Source organism: Streptomyces luteolifulvus, assembly GCF_008806595.1.
Taxonomy (GTDB): Bacteria; Actinomycetota; Actinomycetes; order Streptomycetales; family Streptomycetaceae; genus Streptomyces; species Streptomyces luteolifulvus.
The window spans coordinates 1-18264 of record NZ_VZRB01000013.1; the positions used below are offsets into that span (position 1 = coordinate 1).

Sequence of the window (18264 nt, forward strand, 5' to 3'; positions counted from 1 at the left end):
CGAACACCTTCAGCGTCCCCGAACGGCATCAGCCCACGTCAGGGCAGACAGAAGCATGTCCGGCGCGCGCCACGGCATTTACCACGCCCCCGGCGCGCACCGAAGGTGCGCTGAGTCGCTGACCTGAGAAAAGAGTGAGAGGCGGCTGAACACGGGGAAGCGAAGAGCCGTACTACACGGCATCCCCGGCAGCAAGGGGCCGGAGGGGCCAGACGCGCCGCACCTGGAGGGTCGCCCGTTGTTCAGCATCACCGTCCGCGATCACATCATGATCGCCCACAGCTTCCGCGGCGAGGTCTTCGGACCCGCGCAGCGCCTGCACGGAGCAACGTTCCTGGTGGACGCCACCTTCCGGCGGGAGCAGCTGGACGACGACAACATCGTCGTCGACATCGGACTGGCCACCCAGGAACTCGGTGCCGTCGTCGGCGAGCTGAACTACCGGAACCTCGACAACGAGCCCGACTTCGCCGGCATCAACACCTCCACCGAGTTCCTGGCCAAGGTCATCGCCGACCGCCTCGCCGAACGCATCCACAAGGGCGCCCTCGGCGAGGGCGCCAGGGGCCTGGCCGGCATCACGGTCACGCTGCACGAGTCGCACGTCGCCTGGGCGAGTTACGAGCGTGCGCTGTGACCGATGTGACCCTGGAGAAAAGCGGTACGACACTGGGCTATGTGCCCGTGCAGCACTCCGCCCTCAAGAACGCCGAGATCATCCCCATGGCCCTGCGCTCCGTGCACTTCGTCATGCCGGGCGGTGTCGACGACCCCGCCACGCCCAGCGGCGGCAATGCCTACGACCGGCGTGTGTGCCTGGACCTGCCCGGCTTCGGCTGGCAGGTCCACAAGCTCCCGATGGCGGGCGACTGGCCCCGGCCGGGCGAGGACGCCCGCGCGGAACTCGCCCGTACGCTGCGTGAGCTGCCGGACGGCACGGCCGTCCTCCTCGACGGCCTGGTCGCCTGCGGTGTCCCCGAGATCGTCGTCCCCGAGGCGCAACGGCTGCGTCTGGCGGTCCTCGTGCATCTGCCGCTCGGCGACGAGACGGGACTCGAACCCGCCGTGGCCGCCGAACTGGACGCACGGGAACGCGCGGTGCTGCGGGCCGTGTCCGCCGTGATCGCCACCAGCGACTGGGCGGTGCGCCGCCTCGTCTCCCACCACGGCCTCGCCCCCGACCGGGTCCATGTCGCCGCTCCCGGCGCCGACATCGCGCCCCTCGCCTCCGGCACCGACGGTGTCTCCCGGCTGCTGTGCGTGGCCGCCGTGACCCCGCGCAAGGGCCAGCACCGGCTGGTGGAGGCGCTGGCCACGGTGCGGGACCTGCCGTGGAGCTGTGTCTGCGTCGGCGGACTCGGCCAGGACCCCGAGTACGTCGCCGGGCTGCGGGCCCTGATCGGGAAGTACGGCCTTGAGGACCGTCTGCATCTGGCGGGCCCGCAGGCCGGCGCCCGGCTCGACGCCAGCTATGCCGCCGCCGACCTGATGGTCCTCACCTCGTACGCGGAGACGTACGGCATGGCGGTCACGGAGGCTCTCGCACGAGGCATCCCCGTGCTGGCCACCGATGTCGGCGGGCTCCCGGAGGCGCTCGGACGCGCCCCCGACGGCGGTGTGCCCGGCATCCTCGTCCCGCCGGAGAACCCCGCCGCGCTCGCCGCCGAACTGCGCGGCTGGTTCGGCGAGGCGGACGTACGACGCCGGCTGAAGGCGGCGGCCCGGAGCCGGCGGGCCGCCCTGGACGGCTGGGCCGCCACGGCCCGCAGCCTGGCCGGCGTACTGGGCCGGCTGCCCAGCGAACCCAGGAGGGCGGCATGAAGAAGACGGCGACGACGCAGCACCCGGGGAAGATACCGACGCAGCCCGGACCCGAGGACGCCGCCGAGTCCGCGGACTCCGTGATAGCCGGCGCCGGGCCCACCGGCCGCCCCGGCGAGCGGGCCACCGTACGGCTGCGCGAGGACGGGCCGGACGACCAGCCCCGCTATGCGCCCGAGTGGCTTCAGCTGCGCGAGGGCGCGGACGCCGCCGCCCGGTCGGACGACCTGATCGACACGCTGCGCATCCGGCTGGCCAACCTCCCCGGCCGGGCCGACGGGCTGGTCGTGCACGACCTGGGCTGCGGTACCGGGTCGATGGGCCGCTGGCTCGCCCCGCGGCTGGACGGGGCCCAGCACTGGGTCCTGCACGACCGCGACCCCTACCTGCTGCACTTCGCCGCGGTGGCCTCCCCGCGCTCGGCTGCCGACGGCAGCCGGGTCACCGTCGAAACGCGGCGCGGTGACGTCGCGCGGCTGACCCCGGACGCCCTGGCCGGGACGTCGCTGGTGACGGCCTCCGCGCTGCTCGACGTCCTCACCCGCGAGGAGATCGACACCCTCGCCGAGGCCTGCACCGGCGCCGGCTGCACGGCCCTGCTCACGCTCTCGGTCGCCGGACGCGTGGAACTGACCCCGTCCGACCCGCTGGACGCGGAGATCGCCGAGGCGTTCAACGCCCACCAGCGGCGCGACGGGCTGCTCGGTCCGGACGCGGTCACCGTGGCGTGCGAGGCGTTCTCCGAGCGCGGTGCGACGGTACGGGTCAACCCGAGCCCCTGGCGGCTCGGCCCCGCGGAGTCGGCGCTGACGGCGCAGTGGCTGCGCGGCTGGGTCGGCGCGGCCGTGGAACAGCGTCCGGAGCTCGCGGAGCGCGCCGAGACCTATCTGCGCGAGCGCCTTGCCGCCTGCGAGGCAGGGGAGCTGCGTGTCGTGGTCCACCACAGCGACCTGCTGGCGCTTTCCCGGCCGACGGACGGGGCGTCATGAGCGTGGAGACGGTGCGGGCGTGGGTCCTGCCGCGGCCCGGCGCGGACTCGCGGGACAGGCGGACGGACTCGCGGGACGGGCGGACGGACTCCGGCACGGCGGTCGTACCGAGGCCTGCCCCGCCCGCCGACGCGCGCCGGTCGGCAGTACGTTCCGACACCGCCGTTTCCGGCGCCCGTATCGGGGTGATCGTTTCTGCACCCCGGGCCGACGCCACCCAGGACGCACCCCGGACCCGCCGGATTCCGCGGGCCGTTCGCGCCCGAGTGAACCCGGGCGCCCTGCGTCTCGTTCTCACCCGTATGAACTCCCGTACCCTGCGCACCCACCTCGGCACCGCGGTCGGCGTCGCCATCCTCGCGGTGCTGCTCTGGCGGCTAGGTACCGGCGTGTTCCTGGACGGGCTGCGGCGGATCGACGGCGCGACCGTGCTGGCGGCGCTCGTCATCGGGCTCGTCACCACCGTGTTCAGCGCCTGGCGCTGGCAACTGGTGGCCCGCGGGCTGCGGATCCGGCTCCCGCTGGGCCCGGCCGTCGCCGACTACTACCGCGCCCTGTTCCTGAACGCGGCCCTGCCCGGCGGCGTCCTCGGTGACGTGCACCGGGCGGTGCGGCACGGGCAGAGCGCCGGTGACCTCGGCCGCGGCGTCCGCTCCGTCGTCCTCGAACGGGTCGCGGGGCAGGTCGCACTGGCCCTCTTCGGCGCGGTGGTGCTGCTGACCATGCCGTCCCCGGTGCTCGACGAGGCCCGGCAGCTCGCCCCGCTCGTCGGCCTCGCCGCGCTGGGCGCCCTCGCGGTCGTCCTGGCCCTGCGGATGAACCGGGCCCCGTCCCGCCGTGGACGGGCCCTGCGCGCCACCCTCGCCGAGGCCCGCGAGGGACTGCTGTCCCGCCGCAACGGGCCGGGCGTCGCCGTGTCGTCCGCCGTCGTCCTGGCCGGGCACATCGGGATGTTCGTCCTCGCGGCCCGGATCGCCGGATCCGCCGCCTCGGTCGCCCTGCTGATCCCGCTGGCCGTGCTCGCCCTGCTCGCCATGGGACTGCCGCTGAACGTCGGCGGCTTCGGCCCCCGCGAGGGCGTCACCGCCTGGGCGTTCGGCGCCGCCGGCCTCGGCGCGAGCAGCGGGCTGGCCGTCGCCGTCGTGTACGGCGTGCTCAGCTTCGTGGCCGCCCTGCCGGGCGCCCTCGTACTGGCCGCCCGCTGGTACACGGGCCTGCGCGCCGGCTACTCCCGCCCGGAACCGTCCCCCGAGGTGAGCAATGAGAAATACGCGCCGAAGGAATCCGTCAGGCTCGCCAGCAGTTCACTCCCTTTTTCCGCCGAACCCAGCGAGGGGCGGCCGATGACACCCGAATCGGTATAGGCGGACATACCGAGGGAGAGCAGATGGCGCCGGTCGTCCGCGACGAAGTCGGAAGTCTCATGACCCGGTCGGATCAATTCGGGATGGGTGTGCAGAAGGATGGAGGTCTCAATTTCCCCCGCGTGCATGTCGCTGAGCAGAGAGGTGGCCACTCCCGCCCGCTCGCGTGCCGCTTCCCAGTCCTCCACGGCCGGGAAGAGTGCCATGCGCTCGCCGCGGGCGGAGGATTCCTGAACGACATTGCCCAGTACGTAGTTTCCGCCGTGCCCGTTGACGACCACCAGGCAGTCGACGCCGGAGCGGCGGAGCGAAGCCGCTATGTCCCGTACCACCGCGTGAAGGGTCACTGAGGAGATGCTGACGGTCCCCGGCCAGGCCGCGTGCTCGTGCGAGCAGGAGACCGTCACCGGAGGGAGGAGGTGCACCGGGTACGCCGCGGCGATCTCCCGGGCGATGGCACAGGCGACGAGCGTGTCCGTCGCCAGGGGAAGGTACGGGCCGTGCTGCTCGAAGCTCCCCACGGGCAGTACGGCGACCTGCCGGGCGAGGCCGGCCCCCCGCGCCCGTACGTCTTCCGTGGTGTCCGCCGGCAACGTACCGTGTGCCGCCGACCGCATTGGTGAACCACTCATTTCTTCACGGCCTTTCGTCTCTGCTTAGGAACCAGATCATGACAGAAAAAATCGGTGTACTCGGCAAGAAGTCACCACAGCGGACGGGCGTCGAGCGCGTGGTGAATGCCCCGCTGCCCACCGTGTACGGGAAATTCCAGGCGGTCGGTTACCTGGACCACGACCGCGGTGACGAGCAAGTGGCCCTGGTCTACGGTGACATCGCTTCCGACGACGTCCTCACCCGGCTGCATTCCGAGTGCCTGACCGGTGACGCGTTCGGCTCCCAGCACTGCGAGTGCGGCGACCAGCTCGCCGCCGCACTGCGTGCGGTCGTCGCCGAAGGCAGCGGCATCGTCGTCTACTTGCGGGGCCACGAGGGCCGCGGTATCGGTCTGCTCGCCAAGCTGCGGGCGATGGCCCTGCAGGCGGAGGGGCTGGACACCGTGGAGGCGAACCTCGCGCTCGGCCTGCCGGTCGACTCCCGCGACTACGGCGTCGCCGCCGGAATGCTGAGCGATCTGGGCGTGCGGTCGGTTCGCCTGATGTCGAACAACCCGCGCAAGCGGGAGGCGTTGACACGGCACGGCATCCGGGTCGCCGAGACGGTGCCGCTGCTGATCCCGCCGTGCGAGAACAACATCACCTACCTGCGCACCAAGCGGGAGCGGCTCGACCACCACCTGCCCCATCTGGACGCCGTGGCGCACTGGTCCTGAACGCGGGGCCCGCAGAGCGCCGGCCGCATCCCCGGCCGGCGCCCCGCGCCCGGAGGACGACCGCGTACGGCAAAGACGCGGCTCCGCGAACTCGCCGTCCCGGAGGCGGCCTTCAGGCCGTGACCGCCTCGTGGACCAGCCGCTTGAGTTCCGGAAAGACCGTGTGCGAGCCCTTCGGCCGGACCTGGGTCATGAACTGCACGGTCAGGTCGCGGCCGGGGTCGACCCAGAAGGTCGTCGTCGCCACTCCGCTCCAGCCGTAGGTGCCGAGGCCGGCGGGGGCCGCCGTACGGTCCGGGTCGATCACCACGGACACGCCGAGACCGAAGCCGACGCCGTCGTTGCCGGGCTCGTCATGGGCGGGCCGGCTGCCGAAGGCGCGCAGGTCGACGCCACCGGGGAGGTGGTTGCGCGTCATCAGATCCACGGTCTCGGGGGCGAGCAGGCGCAGGCCGTCGAGTTCGCCGCGGCGGCGCAGCAGCTCCATGAAGCGGTGCATGTCGTGGGCGGAGGCCACCATGCCGCCGCTGCCGGACAGGAAGCGGGGGCGGCCCCGAAGCGGGAGCCCCGGGATCGGCTCGATGCCGCCGCCCTCGGACTCGCCGTACAACTCGGCGAGCCGGTCCGCCTGTTCGGGCATGACGCAGAACCCGGCGTCGGTCATCCCGAGCGGGCCGAAGATCCGCTCGGCGCAGAACGTGTCGAGCGGCTGTCCCGACACCACCTCGACGACCCGGCCGAGGACATTGGTGGCGACGGAGTAGTTCCACTGCGTGCCCGGCTCGAACTGCAGCGGCAGGCTCGCGTACACCTCGACCGTCCCAGCCAGGTCCGAGCCCGGCAGCACCGCCGACTGCAGACCGGCCCTGCGGTACAGCGCGTCCACGGGGTGGGTGTGGTAGAAGGCGAAGGTCAGGCCCGCGGTGTGGGTCATCAGATGACGGATGCGCAGGGGCCCGTCGGCCGGGCGGGTCCTGACCTCGGCGCCGGAGCCGCCGAGGTAGACCCTAGGGTCGGCGAAGGCCGGGAGGTGACGGTCGAGCGGGTCGTCCAGGGAGAGCAGGCCCTCCTCGACCAGCAGCAGTGCGGCGACCGAGGTGACCGGCTTGGTCATGGAGTAGATCCGCCACAGCGTGCCGGCCTCGACGGGCAGTCCGGCCGCGATGTCCCGGTGGCCGTACACCGTGAGATGGGCGACGCGCCCTCCGCGGGAGACGGCCACCAGGAAACCGGGCAGACGTCCTTCGTCGACGTAGCGGGCGAAGTGCCGGTCGAGCCGTTCCAGCGCCTTCGCGTCCAGCCCGGCCTCGGCCGGATCGGCCTCTTGTCGCAGCGGTGCCATCGCTCTCCTCCGGGTGCGTATGCCGGGGCTCGCTCCGGCCTGCCCCGCCGGAACGCCCCTTGACCTCATCGTGGCGCAGGAACACGGGAACGGTCCCTCGGATGCCCGTGATCATCGCCTCACGACGGTGCCCCCGGCGTGTCCCTCGGGGAATGCGGTGCCCGGCCGGGCAGGTTGACCAGGTATGACCCAGGACGCACTGCTCGCACTGCTCGCCGAAAGCCGTGGTGGGGTGCTGGTCACCCTCAAGCGGGACGGCCGGCCCCAGCTGTCGAACGTCAGCCACCACTACTACCCGGACGAGCGGATCGTACGGATCTCGGTCACGGACGACCGGGCCAAGACCCGCAATCTGCGCCGGGACCCCCGGGCGTCGTATCACGTGACCAGCTCCGACCGGTGGGCCTGGACGGTCGCCGAAGGCACGGCCGACCTCTCGCCCGTGGCGAAGGACCCGCACGACGAGACGGTCGAGGAGCTTGTCCGTCTGTACCGCGACGTGGTGGGCGAGCACCCCGACTGGGACGACTTCCGTGCCGCGATGGTCCGGGACCGGCGGCTGGTGCTGCGGCTGAAGGTGGAACGGGCGTACGGGATTCCCAGGGCGATTCCCCGAGCGGCCGGTCGAGGCTGAGCCTCCGATGTGCGCTGCGTACCGCGCGCCCCGGCCGTCCCTGAAACCGGCCGGAGCGCGCGGAGGCCTGTGGGGTCCAGCGCCGTCCGTTCCGCTCGTTCGCGCTGATCTTCATACTGGTGAACGCCGTCTGTCAACAGCGCCTCACACCCAGTGACGTCCTGGAGCACGGCGGCAAGCGGTGCGGCGCGCAGCGCACGGCTCACTGGCGGCTGACGTTCCTGGTGACGCCGGTGAAGACCGTCGTCGCCAGGATCCAGCCGGCGATCACCAGGGCGTAGGACAGGGTCTGGTACCAGCCGTCCGGGGCGAACGCGCCCTCCTGCCCGAAGGAGATCACCGGCAGCAGCAGGTCGAGGGTGTAGAAGACCGGGTCGAACTCCGGGGCCTCGGACGCCTTGAGCGCACGGGGATGGTGCAGCCCGTACGCGATCGAGCCGACCGCCAGCAGGGACAGCAGCCAGACGGCGGCGCGCAGGGGGCGGAAGCCGTAGCCGACGGTGGCGTCCTGGACGTAGCCCCAGACCCGGGCGTACCAGGCACGCGTGGCCCTGAGCCGGCGCTGCTTGGCGAGCTGGACGAGCCGGGCCGCGTGGTCGTCGCCGACGCGGCGGTAGGAGGCGGTCAACTGCTCGTAGGCGTACGGGACATAGCCGTCGTCGTCCCGCTCCAGGAGCGGCAGCCGGCGCTCCGCCGGTTCGTGCGGGGCCAGGGTGGCATAGGTCAGGCCGTCCAGGTGCACATGCGCGGGCCAGACGCCCGGGTCCGCCTGGATGAGTTCGATCTGTGCACGGCGCAGATCGACACAGCCCTCGATCGGCAGGGTCTCGTGCAGCCAGAGTTCCCCGATCACCGCGCTGCTCGCGCGCAGCGCCATGCCGTCGGGGTGGGACAGCCGGGCGAACGCCAGACCGACCTGACCGGGCACCCGGATGCCGCGCAGGTCGACCCGCCCGTGCACGGTGAGCTGCATGGCGAGGAGGTCGGCGCCCACGGAGAGGTTCTGCGCCTGAAGGGCCGTGTGGCCGGGACGGTCGAGACGGGCGCCGGAGAGATTGACCGTGCCTCCGACGGACGCGCCGGTGAGCCGCACCCGGCCCAGCGCCCGCAGCCCGGGGGCCCAGATGTCGTCGCCCACGGACGCCTGGTTGAGCTGCAGTACCGGCTCCTCGGCATCCGGCGCTGCGAACTCGGCGCCCTCCATGAACACGGACCCGGAGACCTGTGCCCCGTCGAGCCGTACGGGCCCGCGGAACCGGCAGCGGGTGAACCGCAGCACGTCGTCCACCCGCACGGTGTGGGCGGTCAGGCCCGGGAGCACGGACTCGCTCAGGTTCAGATGACGGATGTGGGCGCCGTACAGCTGGGGTGCGTCGTCGAAGAAGCAGTGCCGCAGCCGGGCCGCCCGTTCGGTGGTCGCGTACCGGAGGTCGAGCACGCCGCCGATGCGGGCCCCGGCCAGTTTGAGGGAGGCTGTCTCCCCCTGCTCTTCAGGCCCGTTGAGCAGTAAGAACCGCAACACGGCGGCCCGTACGGTCCGTTCGGGTCCCCAGCCCTCACCCTGCGCCGGGTCTTCGTCCTCGGCCGTACGGAAGTCCACCGCCGCGCCCGTCGCGAACGCCCGCCACACCCGCTCCTCGGCCGGCGTCAGATCGTTGATCTCCATCAGCCGGGACTCTGACGCGACCGTGCGCGACTGTCAACCGGCCCTCGGCGGCGGCCGGTTGCCACCGCCGAGGGTGTGGCCTACTTCGACTCGACGGCGTGGCCGCCGAACTGGTTGCGCAGCGCCGCGATCATCTTCATCTGCGGGGAGTCGTCCTGGCGGGACGCGAACCGGGTGAAGAGGGAGGCGGTGATGGCGGGCAGCGGCACGGCGTTGTCGATCGCCGCCTCGACGGTCCACCGTCCCTCGCCGGAGTCCTCCGCGTAACCGCGCAGCTTGTCCAGGTGTTCGTCCTCGTCGAGGGCGTTCACGGCGAGGTCGAGCAGCCAGGAGCGGATGACCGTGCCGTCCTGCCAGGAGCGGAAGACCTCACGCACGCCGGTGACGGAGTGGACCTTCTCCAGAAGCTCCCAGCCCTCGGCGTACGCCTGCATCATCGCGTACTCGATGCCGTTGTGGACCATCTTGGAGAAGTGCCCGGCGCCGACCTTGCCGGCGTGGACGAAGCCGTACGGCCCTTCCGGCTTGAGCGCCTCGAAGACCGGCGCGAGCCGGTCGACGTGCTCCTTGTCGCCGCCGACCATCAGGGCGTAGCCGTTCTCCAGTCCCCACACACCGCCGGAGACGCCCGCGTCGACGAAGCCGATGCCCTTGGCGCCCAGCTCCTCGGCGTGCTTCTCGTCGTCGGTCCAGCGGGAGTTGCCGCCGTCGACGACGGTGTCGCCGGCCTCCAGCAGGCCGCCGAGCTCGTCGACGACGGACTGCGTGGCGGCGCCCGCCGGGACCATCACCCAGACGATGCGCGGGGCGTCGAGCCGCTGGGCCATCTCGGCGAGGCTCTTCACGTCGGAGAGTTCGGGGTTGCGGTCGTAGCCGATGACGGTGTGGCCGGCGCGGCGGATCCGCTCGCGCATGCTGCCGCCCATCCTGCCGAGGCCGATGAGGCCCAACTGCATTGCGGTCATGGTCACTTCACTTCCTTCTACGCGTTCTTCAGCGTCCGGTAGGCGGCCACGAGGGCGGCGGTGGAAGGGTCGAGGCCCAGGACTTCCGCGCCCTCGGTGAGGGCGGGCTCGACGCGCCTGGCCAGGACCTTGCCGAGTTCGACGCCCCACTGGTCGAAGGAGTCGATGTTCCAGATCGCGCCCTGCACGAACACCTTGTGCTCATAGAGGGCGATGAGCTGGCCGAGGACCGAGGGGGTCAGCTCGGTGGCCAGAATGGTCGTGGTGGGCTTGTTGCCCTGGAAGGTGCGGTGCGGCACCTGCTCCTCGGGCACGCCCTCCGCCCGTACCTCCTCGGCGGTCCTGCCGAACGCGAGCGCCTGGCCCTGCGCGAACAGGTTGGCCATCAGCAGGTCGTGCTGCGCCTTGAGCTCGCCGCTCAGCTCGGCGACGGGCCGCGCGAAGCCGATCAGGTCGGCCGGGATCAGCTTGGTGCCCTGATGCAGGAGCTGGTAGTAGGCGTGCTGGCCGTTGGTGCCGGGCGTGCCCCACACCACCGGGCCGGTCTGCCATTCCACTGGGTGGCCCTCGCGGTCGACGGACTTGCCGTCGGACTCCATGTCCAACTGCTGCAAGTACGCCGTGAACTTGGACAGATAGTGGCTGTAGGGCAGCACCGCATGGGACTGGGCGTCGAAGAAGTTGCCGTACCAGATGCCCAGCAGACCCAGGATCAGCGGGACGTTGGCCCGGGCCGGCGTGCGCTGGAAGTGCTCGTCGACGATGCGGAACCCGTCGAGCATCTCCCGGAAGCGGTCCGGGCCGATCGCGATCATCAGCGACAGGCCGATCGCCGAGTCGTAGGAGTAGCGGCCGCCGACCCAGTCCCAGAACTCGAACATGTTGTCCGGGTCGATACCGAACCCGGCGACCTTCGAGGCATTGGTCGACAATGCGACGAAGTGCCTGGCGACCGCCTTCTCCTCGCCGCCGAGACCGGCAAGCAGCCAGGAACGCGCCGAGGTGGCGTTGGTGAGAGTCTCGACGGTGGTGAAGGTCTTGGAGGCGACGATGAACAGGGTCTCCGCCGGATCCAGGTCCCGCACCGCCTCATGCAGGTCGGCGCCGTCCACGTTCGAGACGAAGCGGAAGGCCGGCCCGCGGTCCGTGTACGCCCGCAGCGCCTCGTACGCCATCGCAGGACCCAGGTCGGAGCCGCCGATGCCGATGTTGACGACGGTGCGGATCCGTCTGCCGGTGTGGCCGGTCCACTCGCCCGAGCGGACCCGGTTCGCGAAGTCGCTCATCTTGTCCAGGACCGCGTGGACCTGTGGGACGACGTTCACGCCGTCGACCTCGATCACGGCGTTGGCCGGGGCGCGCAGCGCGGTGTGCAGGACCGCGCGCCGCTCCGTGACATTGATCTTCTCACCGCGGAACATGGCGTCACGCAGCCCGAACACATCGGTGGCGGCGGCCAGTTCGTACAGCAGGGCCAGCGTCTCGTCGGTGACGAGGTGCTTGGAGTAGTCGATGCGCAGATCGCCGACATGCACGACGTACCGCTCCGCACGCCCCGGGTCCGCCGCGAACAGCTCCCGCAGATGCGCGGTCCACCGCGCCCGGTGGTCCTCCAGGGCGGCCCACTCCGGCCGCCGGGTGAGCTGGGGGGAGTCAGACATGAGCGGGAATCTCCTTGCCGGCCACGCCGCGCAGGGCGACGGCGTACATCTCGTCCGCGTCGAGGCGCCTGAGCTCCTCGGCGATGAGTTCGGAGGTGGACCGGACCTTCAGCGCCAGGGTGCGCGAGGGCTGGCCCGGCAGGGACAGCGTGGCCAGCGGCCCTTCGGGACGGTCGATGACGATCTCGCCCTTCTCGGTGCCCAGGCGTACGGCCGTGACGACGGGCCCCGCGGTGACGACCCGGTCCACGGCGACATCGAGACGGGCCTCCAGCCAGCGGGCCAGCAGTTCCGCGCTCGGATTCTCCGCCTCGCTCTCCACGGCCGCCGAGGTGACCTTCGCGCGGGCCTGGTCCAGGGCCGCGGCCAGCATCGAGCGCCAAGGGGTGAGCCGGGTCCAGGCCAGGTCGGTGTCGCCGGGCGCATAGGAGGCGACCCGGGCCTCCAGGGCCGCCGGCGGGTGCTCGACGGCGTACATGTCGGTGATCCTGCGCTGCGCGAGCGCGCCCAGCGGGTCCTTGGCGGGCACCGCGGGCGCGTCCACCGGCCACCACACGACGACCGGCGCGTCCGGCAGCAGCAGCGGCAGCACCACGGAGTCGGCGTGGTCGGACACCTCGCCGTACGTCCTCAGGACGACCGTCTCGCCGGTGCCCGCCTCCGAGCCGACCCGGACCTCCGCGTCCAGCCGGGCGGCCGTGCGCTCGCGCGGGGTGCGGGCGTGCCGCTTGATGACGACCAGGGTGCGCGAGGGATGCTCGTGCGAGGCCTCCTCGGCCGCCCTGATCGAGTCGTAGGCGTTCTCCTCGTCCGTGACGATCACCATCGTCAGGACCATGCCCACGGCGGGTGTGCCGATGGCGCGGCGGCCCTGCACAAGCGCCTTGTTGATCTTGCTTGCCGTGGTGTCGGTCAGGTCGATCTTCATGGCCTGCGCCAGCTCCGTCCGTCTCGTGCGAGCATCTCGTCGGCTTCCACGGGCCCCCAGCTGCCCGCCGCGTACTGCGCGGGCCTGCCGTGCCGCGCCCAGTACTCCTCGATCGGGTCGAGGATCTTCCAGGACTCCTCCACCTCCTGGTGACGGGGGAACAGGTTGGCGTCGCCGAGCAGCACATCCAGGATGAGGCGTTCGTACGCCTCCGGGCTGGACTCCGTGAACGACTCGCCGTACGCGAAGTCCATCGAGACATCCCGGATCTCCATCGAGGTCCCCGGCACCTTCGAACCGAACCGGACGGTCATGCCCTCGTCGGGCTGCACACGGATGACGACCGCGTTCTCGCCCAGCTCCTCCGTGGCGGTGGCGTCGAAGGGCGAATGCGGCGCCCGTTTGAGGACGACAGCGATCTCGGTGACCCGCCGGCCCAGGCGCTTGCCGGTGCGCAGATAGAAGGGGACGCCCGCCCAGCGCCGGTTGTCGACCTCCAGCCTGATCGCCGCGTACGTGTCGGTCCTCGACTGCGCATCGATGCCCTCCTCCTGGAGGTACCCGGCCACCTTCTCGCCGCCCTGCCAGCCCTCCGCGTACTGCGCGAGAACGGTGTGCTCGCCCGGGTTCCGCGGCACCCGCACCGACTTGAGGACCTTGAGCTTCTCGGTGAGCAGCGACTCCGCGTCGAAGGCGATGGGTTCCTCCATCGCGGTCAGCGCCATCAGCTGCAGCAGGTGGTTCTGGACGACGTCACGGGCGGCGCCGATACCGTCGTAATAGCCGGCACGGCCGCCGATGCCGATGTCCTCGGCCATCGTGATCTGCACGTGGTCGACGTACGACCGGTTCCAGACCGGCTCGTACATCTCGTTGGCGAAGCGCAGCGCCAGGATGTTCTGGACGGTCTCCTTGCCGAGATAGTGGTCGATACGGAAGACCTGGTCCGGCTCGAACACGTCGTGGACGACCCTGTTCAGCTCCTCGGCCGACCTGAGGTCGTGCCCGAACGGCTTCTCGATCACCGCGCGGCGCCAGGAGCCCTCCGGCGCGTCGGCCAGCCCGTGCTTCTTGAGCTGCCGGACCACCTTCGGGAAGAACCTCGGCGGTACGGAGAGGTAGAAAGCGTGGTTGCCGGCCGTGCCGCGGGAGTGGTCCAGCTCCTCGACGGCCGCCTTCAGCTGCTTGAAGGCCGTGTCGTCGTCGAAGTCGCCGGGGATGAACCGCATGCCCTCGGCGAGCTGGTGCCAGACCTCCTCGTGGAAGGGGGTGCGCGCATGCTCGCGGACGGCGTCGTGCACGACCTGCGCGAAGTCCTCGTCCGCCCAGTCCCGGCGGGCGAACCCCACGAGGGTGAAGCCCGGCGGCAGCAGCCCGCGGTTGGCCAGGTCGTACACGGCCGGCATCAGCTTCTTGCGGGACAGGTCGCCGGTGACCCCGAAGACGACCAGCCCGGACGGGCCCGCGATACGCGGCAGGCGGCGGTCGCGCCGGTCGCGCAGCGCGTTGGACCAGCCGACGGGCGGGGCGTCCGGAAGGGTCGTCACGGCCTCGGCCGCCTCGGACAGTTCGTTGCTCATTCTGCGTCGACCCCCTTGCTGTTCAGTGACCTCTTCGTTCTGGTGCGCCTACGAACCGGTACCACGTCGGACCGACCCAGGCCTCGACCGCAACGCGGCCGCCCGGGTGGTCATCTTCGGTGGTCATCTTCAAGAGGTCCTCGCCGGGAGGGGAGAGGGTGCTCGACGCGTTCAACAGCAAAAGTATGACCTTTTCGAGGGCGCGTCGCGGCGTGGGGGCAGGTCCACGCCGTCCACCGTTTCTCGCGGCTGATCGAGTACCGCGGAACGGTCCTGACCATGCGGCGGACCTGCCGCGGCTGCTCAAGAGTCCTCGCGACAACGGAGGGGCGGGCCTGTGTCGGCCCGCCCCTCGGATGTCAGCCCGGAGCTCAGTGAGCGAAGGTGAACCAGTTCACGTTCACGAAGTCCGACGGCTGGCCGCTGGTGAAGGTGAGGTACACATCGTGTGTGCCCGTCACCGCGCCGATGTTGGCCGGGACCGTCCTCCAGGACTGCCAGCCGCCCGTGTTGGCCACCGCGAAACTGCCCACGGGCGGGCCGGTACGGCTGTCCAGGCGCACCTCGACCAGGCCGCTGACGCCGCCTCCCGCACCGCTCGCCACCCGCGCGGCGAACTGCGTCGCCGCGGCCGCGCCGAAGTCGACGCCCTTGTACAGCGCCCAGTCGCCGCTCGCGAGCCAGCCGATGTTCTGGCCGCCGCCGGTGTCCGAGGTGGTCTCGGTGCCGGCGCCGGACTGGCTGTCGTAGGACTCGGCCTGGATGGTGCCGTAGGCGTCACGGTTGCCGGACGGCGGCGGTGTGGTGTCGCCCCCGCTCGTCTGGAGGACCTGGACGTAGTCCACGACCATCGGGTGGCCGGGCTCCGTGCCGCTGTCCAGGCCGCCGCCGAACGCGTCGGGGAAGGCGCCGCCCATCGCCACGTTCAGGATGACGAAGAAGCCGTGGTGGGTGGCGTTGGCCCAGGTCGTCGCGTCGACCTGGTTCGCCGTCACGGTGTGGTACGTGGTGCCGTCGACGGAGAAGCGGATCGCCTCCGGGCCGGCCGAGCGGTCCCACTCCATGGTGTAGGTGTGGAAGCCGGCCTGGCAGGCCGTGCCGGGGCAGGCCGTGTAGTTGCCGATGCCGGAGGTCTCGTTGCACGGGCCGCCCGGATTGGTGCCGCAGTGCAGGGTGGCCCACACCCGGTTGAGGCCCTGGACGTTCTCCATGATGTCCAGCTCGCCGACGCTCGGCCAGTTCTGGTAGTTGCCGCGGTAGGGCGCGCCAAGCATCCAGAAGGCCGGCCAGTAGCCCTCGGCCGCGGTGCCGGTGACGTTCGGCATCTGGATCCGCGCCTCCACACGCAGCTTGCCACCGGACGGAGGCTGGAAGTCGGTGCGGTTGGTCTCGATACGGCCCGAGGTCCAGTTGCCGGCGGAGTCGCGCCGCGGGGTGATACGGAGGTTGCCGTTGCCGTCCAGCGAGACGTTGTTCGTGCTGGAGGTCATCGTCTCGACCTCGCCGGTGCCCCAGTTGGCGGGGCCTCCGGGGTACGAAGTGCCGGTGTCGTACTGCCAGTCGGCGGTGTTGACGCCGGAGCCGGCGGCGCCGTTGAAGTCGTCCAGGAAGACCTGGGACCAGCCGGTCGGGGGTGCGGGGGCGGAGGCGTTCGCGGCCGGGGAGACGACCGTGGTGGCGGCCGCTGCCAGGCCGAGTGTGCCGAGGACGGCGACGAGCGCCCGCCGCAGCGGACGGCGTCTGCGGTGCGCGCCGGGGACGGGTATGCCGGAGGTATCGCTCATGGGGGCCTCTCGGGTACGGGGTGGGGTGGGGTGGGGTGGGGTGGGGTGCGCGGGGTGACTTCGAGAAGCGCTCACGGTTTTTGAGAGCGCTCTCAAAGTGGGCCCAATGTGCTCTCAGCCATCCCGGTCGTCAAGAGGTGTAACCGAGAAATACCTTCTGCTGTACGGGAGTTCACTCCGTGAACACGGTGGACTGCATACGGTGTGGCGCGGAGTGTCTACAGTGCACTGTCCGCCGTCCACTGACCCCAGGGGGTGACGCCGGTCGCCCGGAGGGCTGCAGTTGGCAGTCGACCGTATACCGACGACAGTTGGCCGCAGCGCCGCGGTATACCGCCTACGGCGGGCGAGCCCGACGGCGGTGGCGTGCAGCGGCCGCCGCGCGCCGATGGGATGTGCACGCCGACCGCCGACCGTGGAAAACGCGGAACGCCCTACCGCGAGTTGACGCTCAGTCCGTGCCCTGCCGATACGAGTACACCGCAGTCGCCACCGCGCACACCCCCGGCGGGATCATCTCCGCCCGCAGGGTGCCGCGCTGCGCGTCGTAGTCCACGCCCTCCGTCTCGAACGTGCCGGTCTTGCAGATGCTGCGCTGAGGCAGTGCGAACAGGCTCTTCACCGAGCCCGTGATCGGCTGCCCGTCGAGCTTGCGCTCCAGGTCGACCTGGAGCAGCGGCCGGATCTCGGGGAAACGGGTGCCCGTGGCGTCGTTCGAGGCGCACATGAGCCGGGTGTCGTTGACGAAGTCGCAGCCCTGGATGTCGCGTACCGGCTTGTCCAGGGTGATCTGCCAGGCCTCGTTCAGCGCACCACCCGTGGGCGGCGTGGCCGGGTTGAGCAGGGGAGCGGGGAAGACCTGGAGTCTGTTCTGGTCGCCCCACTCGCCCGACACCAGCCACTGCCCGTCGGGCGAGACGGTGGCGAAGGAGTTGTTCACCTTCTCGCCCGGGTTGAGGCGGTGCACGTACTCGTAACGCTTCCCGGCCGGTGTGGTGACCGCGAACATCTTCGACGTGGCCGTGTCGGCGCCCTGGTAGGCGTCGAAGACATGGCCGCGCGCGATGTCCGGGTCACCGACGTGGTTCCAGCCCTTGATGCGCAGGCCGAGGGGGATGGAGGCCAGACCGCGGTACAGCAGCGAGCCGTCGGCCCGGCTCGCGAGCCCCTGGCCGCCGCCGAGGGTGTCGGTGTAGGCCGTGCCGGTCTCGGTCCAGTGCGGGTCACCGGCGGCGGACGCCGTGCTCACGCCCAGCGTGAGAGCTCCCGATAAGCAAGCCAGAGTGGTGAGATGACGCTTCATCAGGCACCTGCCACGTCGACGAGGATGGGGTTGGAATAGAACCACGTATCGGCCCACGGGTCACCGTTTCCGGGCTCGTGGGGGATCGGACCGTGCGGGTCGACCGACGCTCCCAGGTATCCAGCGCCGTGGCGGTTGCCGTCGCTGCCGCGCAGCCGGACGTAGAAGGACTCGTCGCCCGCGGTCAGCGGGATGCGCAGCGTGTGCGTCCCCTGCCGTCCCGACACGTCCTTCGTGCGGACGACCTTGGTGTCGGGCGCCCGCCAGGTGTCGCGGTCCGCGACGGGGCCGCGCACGGCGCCGCGGATCACGTCCACGTGCGCCAACTCCGGCCTGTTTCCTTGGGCGTTGGGGCGTGAGGCAGTGGTCACGGTGACGTTCAGGGTGAGCCTTTCGCCCTTGCGGACCCTGAGCCGGCCACCGAGGGTGACGCCCCGGCCGTGGTCGCAGTCGCGCTTGAGGCGGACGTCGAGGCCGTCGAGCAGATGGCCGTTAAGTCACCTCCGTACGCCCAGCGGTGGCCGGGCGCGGTGACACCGTTGTCGTGGAGCCCGGCGCCCGCGCGCCCGGCCGGTCTTCCGTCGCTCACGCGTTGCAGAATTCCGTGGTCCCAGAACTCCCGGATGAAGCCGCCCTGAAGACCTGGGGTTGCCTCGATGGCAGCCCGGTGGTCGGCGAGCGGGCTGTGGCCGGTCCGGCAAGTCCCGCGCGCAGCAGGCCTCTTCGTGAGAGCCGCAACGCTCCCACCCCCTTTCGGATCTGTTCGGGGTGTGGCGGACAGGGGGTGCTGCTGCCAAAGGGTCACTGCTGCCAAGCTGCTGCTGCTGTGCGGGCGGGTCGCCGCGAGCGCCCCGCCGTGGTACCGGACGGACAGCGACAGTGGTCAATAACTGAGCA

The 18264-nt window shown here is 71.1% G+C and carries 14 protein-coding genes and 3 pseudogenes; 6 read left to right on the forward strand and 11 right to left on the reverse strand.

The window, feature by feature from the left end:
• Window positions 1-238: 238 nt before the first annotated feature.
• The 4 genes and pseudogenes from F7R91_RS19820 to F7R91_RS44050 form a co-directional block, all read left to right on the forward strand.
• Window positions 239-637, forward strand: coding sequence for a 6-pyruvoyl trahydropterin synthase family protein (locus F7R91_RS19820; protein ID WP_150950408.1), 399 nt, complete (start codon window positions 239-241; stop codon window positions 635-637).
• On the forward strand, window positions 634-1821 hold the full coding sequence (locus F7R91_RS19825) for a glycosyltransferase family 4 protein (RefSeq protein WP_150950409.1): 1188 nt from the start codon (window positions 634-636) through the stop codon (window positions 1819-1821). Before F7R91_RS19820 ends, F7R91_RS19825 begins: the two co-directional genes overlap by 4 nt.
• A complete protein-coding gene (locus tag F7R91_RS19830) occupies window positions 1818-2810 on the forward strand; it encodes a class I SAM-dependent methyltransferase (RefSeq protein WP_150950410.1) in 993 nt (330 codons plus the stop codon). The genes F7R91_RS19825 and F7R91_RS19830 overlap by 4 nt, the downstream gene beginning before the upstream one ends.
• Window positions 2811-3112: 302 nt before the next feature.
• Window positions 3113-3979 (forward strand): annotated as a pseudogene (locus F7R91_RS44050) (lysylphosphatidylglycerol synthase transmembrane domain-containing protein); the annotation flags it as partial.
• Window positions 3980-4035: 56 nt separating this feature from the next.
• Here the strand turns inward: F7R91_RS44050 and F7R91_RS19840 are convergent.
• Window positions 4036-4806: a creatininase family protein gene (locus F7R91_RS19840; RefSeq protein ID WP_161066907.1), complete on the reverse strand. Its 771-nt coding sequence runs from the start codon at window positions 4804-4806 to the stop codon at window positions 4036-4038.
• A 38-nt stretch (window positions 4807-4844) separates the two neighbouring features.
• Here F7R91_RS19840 and ribA point away from each other — a divergent pair, with 38 nt between their 5' ends.
• Window positions 4845-5504, forward strand: coding sequence for a GTP cyclohydrolase II (gene ribA, locus F7R91_RS19845; RefSeq protein WP_150950412.1), 660 nt, complete (start codon window positions 4845-4847; stop codon window positions 5502-5504).
• Between the two features lie 112 nt (window positions 5505-5616).
• On the opposite strand, the gene F7R91_RS19850 is transcribed toward ribA, so the two are convergent.
• Window positions 5617-6846 carry a serine hydrolase domain-containing protein gene (locus F7R91_RS19850; RefSeq protein WP_150950413.1) on the reverse strand — a complete coding sequence of 410 codons (1230 nt, stop codon included), beginning with the start codon at window positions 6844-6846 and terminating at the stop codon, window positions 5617-5619.
• A 184-nt stretch (window positions 6847-7030) separates the two neighbouring features.
• Here F7R91_RS19850 and F7R91_RS19855 point away from each other — a divergent pair, with 184 nt between their 5' ends.
• Entirely contained in the window at window positions 7031-7480 is a 450-nt protein-coding gene (locus tag F7R91_RS19855; protein ID WP_150950414.1) for a PPOX class F420-dependent oxidoreductase, read from the forward strand.
• Between the two features lie 202 nt (window positions 7481-7682).
• Here F7R91_RS19855 and F7R91_RS19860 read toward each other — a convergent pair whose 3' ends face one another.
• From F7R91_RS19860 to F7R91_RS42795, 9 genes and pseudogenes are all read right to left on the reverse strand, one after another.
• Window positions 7683-9146, reverse strand: coding sequence for a pentapeptide repeat-containing protein (locus F7R91_RS19860; protein WP_150950415.1), 1464 nt, complete (start codon window positions 9144-9146; stop codon window positions 7683-7685).
• An 80-nt stretch (window positions 9147-9226) separates the two neighbouring features.
• On the reverse strand, window positions 9227-10111 hold the full coding sequence (gnd, locus tag F7R91_RS19865) for a phosphogluconate dehydrogenase (NAD(+)-dependent, decarboxylating) (protein WP_269144751.1): 885 nt from the start codon (window positions 10109-10111) through the stop codon (window positions 9227-9229).
• Between the two features lie 17 nt (window positions 10112-10128).
• Entirely contained in the window at window positions 10129-11772 is a 1644-nt protein-coding gene (pgi, locus tag F7R91_RS19870; protein ID WP_150950416.1) for a glucose-6-phosphate isomerase, read from the reverse strand.
• On the reverse strand, window positions 11765-12700 hold the full coding sequence (gene opcA, locus F7R91_RS19875; protein WP_150950417.1) for a glucose-6-phosphate dehydrogenase assembly protein OpcA: 936 nt from the start codon (window positions 12698-12700) through the stop codon (window positions 11765-11767). Before opcA ends, pgi begins: the two co-directional genes overlap by 8 nt.
• Window positions 12697-14280, reverse strand: a complete 1584-nt coding sequence (zwf, locus tag F7R91_RS19880) for a glucose-6-phosphate dehydrogenase (protein WP_225320701.1) — start codon at window positions 14278-14280, stop codon at window positions 12697-12699. Before zwf ends, opcA begins: the two co-directional genes overlap by 4 nt.
• Before the next feature lie 371 nt (window positions 14281-14651).
• Entirely contained in the window at window positions 14652-16064 is a 1413-nt protein-coding gene (locus F7R91_RS19885) for a glycoside hydrolase family 16 protein (RefSeq protein WP_150950418.1), read from the reverse strand.
• Between the two features lie 451 nt (window positions 16065-16515).
• On the reverse strand, window positions 16516-17367 hold the full coding sequence (locus F7R91_RS19890) for a hypothetical protein (RefSeq protein ID WP_150950419.1): 852 nt from the start codon (window positions 17365-17367) through the stop codon (window positions 16516-16518).
• Window positions 17367-17861, reverse strand: a pseudogene (locus F7R91_RS19895) (histidinol-phosphatase); the annotation flags it as partial. The gene F7R91_RS19890 and the pseudogene F7R91_RS19895, both read right to left, overlap by 1 nt.
• A gap of 2 nt (window positions 17862-17863) precedes the next feature.
• Window positions 17864-18046, reverse strand: a pseudogene (locus tag F7R91_RS42795) (hypothetical protein); the annotation flags it as partial.
• Between the last annotated feature and the right edge of the window lie 218 nt (window positions 18047-18264).